Here is a 3,218-nt window from a genome sequence, read left to right as displayed (position 1 = left end):
TGATTGATCTGTCCTATCTCTTTTTCCCGGTGATGATCAGCAACGTTGCATTATGATCATAGGGATTCCCGTCAAAATCACCAAATACCTGGATATCAGAAAAGCCTGCCATTTTACAGAGTCTGATCAGGTCACTGGCTCCATAGAGGCTGTGCTCAAACGTGAAGGTATTGACATTTCCTCCTCTGATTAGGGTCCATTCGCTCCTGATCCTGTTCCAATTATCCAGGATCTCATGAGCCTGGATAAACAGTCCGTCATCAGTCTTTGACGTAAGAAATTCTTCAAAATCCTTGGCAATAACCTCCTTTCCCATCACCTCAATGACAAATGAACCCCCTGACCTGAGACTTTTGGCGATATTTTTCAGAACCAGGAGATCCTCTGCAAGATCCTTGAAATATCCAAACGAAGTGTAGAGGTTGAGGACCAGATCATATGACTCCTGCCTGACAAACTTTCGCATATCGGAGAGAACCCATTCGACATTTTCCATATCAGCATATTCTTTCTTTGCTATATCGAGAAGAAAAGGCGACATGTCAACACCGGTTACCTGATAACCTTCTCTGGCTAACAGTCCTGTAAATCGTCCCGGGCCGCAGCATAGATCGAGGACTGACTGTACCGGGTGGTCAATGAGATCCAGGATCTTTTCCATCTCCTCTTGAGCCTGATCAAACAGTATATCCGGAAATAATACCGGATAGAAGTCTTCCCAGAAGGATTCGTTCTCAAACCATCCCTCATCTGCCCCGCGGGTGGCAGGTTGCATATATAGATGTTATCCTGCAGTATTAAGAAAGCAACAGACTCCATCTTTGCCTTTTATGGATCCCAAGTGGAAAGTGGCGTCGGAGCAGTCTCGAATCATATGCTGGCAGGAACCGCTGAGCCATATCTGCCAGACAACCCGAATGCACAATACCTATAGGTTGCAAAGATCTCCCGCTATGATGACAGGAATCCGGAAACACTGGTTGTTCAGTATAATGAGGGAATCGATGGTGTAGACCTTGATCAGCCCGGATTTGTCGGTTTCAGATTCTATGTAGAGCCGGGGACAACCATCGGTGATGCATGGTCAGAAGTTGTATATGATCGGGCGATCAGTTTTCAGTCGTAATTTTTTCAGAGAATAACGATCTCCCCTTTTTACGCATATCGGAAACCACAGTTATTCAACTGATTCATTTCACAATCCTTATATTTTCACCACGACCAGGTACATTGATTCATATGGGACTAATCTGGGAGATGCATCAACAGGGACAGGGAAGAAGACGAAATGCCAGACAGGCGATGGCATCTGCTTCCCTTGAACAGAGAGTGGCCGAACTTGAGAAAGAGATCGATGAGATGAACAATCTCCTTGAACGGGTCATAACTAAGCTGGAAGAGACACTCGGAACCGATCTTGATGGAGATGGAAAAGTCCCGATAAAAAAATAAATTTAAATACGTATCTTTTTAATCAGAACGATTTGATTTAAAAATATCACGTTCGTGTGGGGCTTTCCGCCATGGATAAACCATTCCTATAAATGTGGTAATAATTATTCTGATTTACTTCAAATCGAGTAATTATTCGATTTCCCCAAAACAAGTCCCGAGTACAACTACTTTTTGATAATTTTGAGAAAGGAAGAATGTTGTAAGATTCGCACATATTATTCAACGCATTCTAATAAAATAACCGTTTACGCATTTTTGGATGTTGATCTCTGAAGAAAGATCGAAAATCTAATATTATTACTAAATAATTTAGATTATGCTCTCTTTTAATAACGATAACTCAAATAGAGTTTTCATTGGCATTCTTCTGCTCATTGGAATGTGTGTGTGTCAGATTAGTGTTGCGGATAGTGAATCTACTGATAACTCAACCATAACCTTGTATGGTCTCTTTCCGGTGGATGGACCATTAACATCAGGTGGAGAATCTGCAAAAGTTGCATTTAACCTTGCAATTTCTGATATCAACACGTTCCTGAAAGACGGAGGTTCCAGGATCCAGGTGAAAGGTGAGACGACCGATATTGGATCTGATGCACAATCTGCATTAGATGCAATCCAAACGCTTCATAAATCTGGTGTCACGATGGTCATCACCTATCTGTCAAGTGCACAAATTGAAGCAGTAAAGGACTACGCAGACTCAAACGGAGTTCTGATATTATCAGTTGGATCTTCAGCACCTGAATTATCTATACCTGATGATAATATCCTTCGGTATAATACCGATGATTCTATTCAGGCCCTTTCAGCCGTAAATCTCTTTAAACAGGATAATATTACAAAGGTAATTCCGTTTGCACGAGACGATATCTGGGGTAAGGGTCTAGTTCATACAATACAGGGCAATCTCTCTGATACCATCACGATGGATGAGGGGATCTGGTATGACCCGGCTACGACCTCGTTCACAGATTCCCTTGCACAACTCGACACGAAAGTGGGAGATGAATTAAAAACAGGCGATGCATCCAAGGTCGCGGTGTATGTTATCTCCTTCGATGAACTGAAGCAGATTTTGAAGGACGCGAAGAGTAATGGATATTCAAATCTTGAGAAGGTGAAATGGTATGGCTGTGATGGTAATGCATTGAGTCCGGCATTAACTGGCTCCGGTGATGTCCCGGAATATGCATATAAGCGAAACTTTACCGCTCTCTCGGTAGGTCCAAATCTAAATTTCAAACAGAATCCTGTATATCAGTCACTGAAAAAGACCCTTGGAAAGGAACCTGACGGCTACTCATACGGGTGTTATGATGCAACTAACATTGCATTCAGAACCCTTCTTATGAAGGGAAATACTGATGCTAATACCCTTCGTGATGAGATAATCGCTCTTTCTAACTCATATGTTGGAGTTGCAGGACTTGCACTGAAAAATGCAGCAGGAGATGCACGAGAAGGGCATTATGCTCTCTGGGGTATTGTGAACAATAATGGAGTGTACGGCGAGAAAGTCCTTGCAGAAGTTGCATCCTGGTCAAACTATGGAGTTCGCCAGACCGTTGTTTTTTATCCGGTAACGGATTGATCAGAGATCACATTTCTTTTTTCATCAACGATAAGACAACCCTGGTTCATAACCTAACTTTGCCATTAACAAGAAATATATGTGTTCTTAGTGATGTTTGAATCGACCAAAATGCAAACAAAACTAAGAACTAATGAACTAGAGCCGAATGAAAATATATCCTTTCCTA

Annotated in this window: 4 protein-coding genes; 3 read left to right on the top strand and 1 reads right to left on the bottom strand. The window is 42.0% G+C overall.

The features are described 5' to 3' along the window. Positions 1–13 precede the first annotated feature (13 nt). Positions 14–775 carry a bifunctional 2-polyprenyl-6-hydroxyphenol methylase/3-demethylubiquinol 3-O-methyltransferase UbiG gene (locus LUQ50_RS02500; RefSeq protein WP_300035682.1) on the bottom strand — a complete coding sequence of 254 codons (762 nt, stop codon included), beginning with the start codon at positions 773–775 and terminating at the stop codon, positions 14–16. 6 nt (positions 776–781) lie between these two features. Here LUQ50_RS02500 and LUQ50_RS02495 point away from each other — a divergent pair, with 6 nt between their 5' ends. The 3 genes from LUQ50_RS02495 to LUQ50_RS02485 all read left to right on the top strand — a co-directional run bounded on the left by LUQ50_RS02495 (position 782) and on the right by LUQ50_RS02485 (position 3,049). Continuing rightward, positions 782–934 carry a hypothetical protein gene (locus LUQ50_RS02495; RefSeq protein WP_300035679.1) on the top strand — a complete coding sequence of 51 codons (153 nt, stop codon included), beginning with the start codon at positions 782–784 and terminating at the stop codon, positions 932–934. Between the two features lie 305 nt (positions 935–1,239). Next, positions 1,240–1,452, top strand: coding sequence for a hypothetical protein (locus LUQ50_RS02490; RefSeq protein ID WP_300035676.1), 213 nt, complete (start codon positions 1,240–1,242; stop codon positions 1,450–1,452). Between the two features lie 319 nt (positions 1,453–1,771). Beyond that, complete coding sequence (locus LUQ50_RS02485) at positions 1,772–3,049, top strand: ABC transporter substrate-binding protein (RefSeq protein ID WP_300035673.1); 1,278 nt, start codon at positions 1,772–1,774, stop codon at positions 3,047–3,049. The last annotated feature ends 169 nt before the right edge of the window (positions 3,050–3,218 follow it).

It is taken from the genome of Methanospirillum sp., from assembly GCF_028679455.1.
Lineage (GTDB): Archaea > Halobacteriota > Methanomicrobia > Methanomicrobiales > Methanospirillaceae > Methanospirillum.
This window is presented reverse-complemented; position numbering and strand designations above follow the sequence as displayed.

What these genes read in the sequence shown, in the direction of transcription:
- LUQ50_RS02485 (WP_300035673.1), top strand. Translation starts at nt 1,772, where the DNA reads ATGCTCTCTTTTAATAACGATAACTCAAATAGAGTTTTCATTGGCATT.
- LUQ50_RS02495 (WP_300035679.1), top strand. Translation starts at nt 782, where the DNA reads ATGTTATCCTGCAGTATTAAGAAAGCAACAGACTCCATCTTTGCCTTT.
- LUQ50_RS02500 (WP_300035682.1), bottom strand. Translation starts at nt 775, where the DNA reads ATGCAACCTGCCACCCGCGGGGCAGATGAGGGATGGTTTGAGAACGAA.
- LUQ50_RS02490 (WP_300035676.1), top strand. Translation starts at nt 1,240, where the DNA reads ATGGGACTAATCTGGGAGATGCATCAACAGGGACAGGGAAGAAGACGA.